Origin of the sequence: Flavobacterium sp. CG_9.1 (genome assembly GCF_015751645.1) — a bacterium.
In the GTDB taxonomy this organism is placed as follows: domain Bacteria; phylum Bacteroidota; class Bacteroidia; order Flavobacteriales; family Flavobacteriaceae; genus Flavobacterium; species Flavobacterium xanthum.
The window spans coordinates 1-1,568 of sequence record NZ_JADOVC010000075.1 but is presented as its reverse complement, the minus strand read 5'-3'; the positions used below and the strand labels follow the sequence as shown (position 1 = coordinate 1,568).

Below are 1,568 nucleotides of genomic sequence, written 5' to 3'. Positions count from 1 at the left end.
GGAGCCGAAACAGTAACAGTAACCGTTGCAGTATCGCAATTGGTTGGATTTAGTATTTCACAGATTTGGTAAACCAAAGTATAAGAACCAGCAGGTGTACCTGGAGTAACTATTACATCAGTTCCAGAAAGTGTAATTCCAGGATTGCTAGAAGAAACAAAAGTTGTTATTATATCCTCTGTTTTAACTTCTGCACAATTGAGGATATCGTTTATTAAAACATTATTTACTGAAATCCCACCTGTTAATCCATTTACTTGAATTCCGGTGTCATCATTTGCTATAATATCGCCAATTACAGTTACGATTTGTGTACAAGTAGCTGTATTTCCAGCATTGTCCGTTACGGTCCAAGTTACCGTTGTGTTTCCGATAGGGAAGACACTAGGCGCATCATTAGTTACCGATTTCACGCCACAATTATCAGCAGTTGTAGGTAATCCAAGAGTTACATTAGCTTTATCCGTTGTACAAGAAGCGGCATCTACATTCACGGTTACCGGAGCTGCACAAGTAATAGTTGGCAGAATAGAATCGACCACCGTTACGATTTGAGTACAAGTAGCAATATTTCCAGCATTGTCAGTTACGGTCCAAGTTACCGTTGTGTTTCCGATAGGGAAAACGCTAGGGGCATCATTAGTTACGGATTTCACACCACAATTATCAGCCGTAGTTGGCAGACCCAGAGTTACATTAGTTTTATCCGTTGTACAAGAAGCGGCATCCACATTCACAGTTACCGGAGCAGCACAAGTAATGGTTGGCAGAATAGAATCGACCACCGTTACGATTTGTGTACAAGTAGCAATATTTCCAGTATTGTCCGTTACGGTCCAAGTTACGGTTGTGTTTCCGATAGGGAATACACTAGGGGCATCGTTAGTTACCGATTTCACGCCACAGTTGTCAGCAGTTGTAGGTAATCCAAGAGTTACATTAGCTTTATCCGTTGTACAAGAAGCGGCATCCACATTCACAGTTACCGGAGCTGCACAAGTAATGGTTGGATTGATATTATCAACTACAGTTACGATTTGTGTACAAGTAGCCGTATTTCCAGCATTGTCAGTTACAGTCCAAGTTACCGTTGTATTTCCGATAGGGAATACACTATGCGCATCATTAGTTACGGATTTCACGCCACAATTATCAGCCGTAGTTGGTAATCCAAGAGTTACATTAGTTTTATCCGTTGTACAAGAAGCGGCATCTACATTCACTGTTATAGGAGCAGCACAAGTAATGGTTGGATTGATATTATCAACTACAGTTACGATTTGAGTACAAGTAGCCGTATTTCCAGCATTGTCAGTTACAGTCCAAGTTACCGTTGTATTTCCGATAGGGAATACACTAGGCGCATCATTAGTTAGCGATTTCACGCCACAATTATCAGCCGTAGTTGGTAATCCAAGAGTAACATTAGTTTTATCCGTTGTACAAGAAGCGGCATCTACATTCACTGTTATAGGAGCAGCACAAGTAATGGTTGGCAGAATAGAATCGACCACCGTTACGATTTGAGTACAAGTAGCAATATTTCCAGCATTGTCCGTTACGGTCCA

The 1,568-nt window shown here is 41.1% G+C and carries 1 protein-coding gene; it reads right to left on the bottom strand.

The window, feature by feature from the left end; translation table 11 throughout:
• On the bottom strand, positions 1 to 1,568 hold a 1,568-nt coding region (locus IWX83_RS17050; RefSeq protein WP_196831350.1), incomplete at both ends, for an HYR domain-containing protein.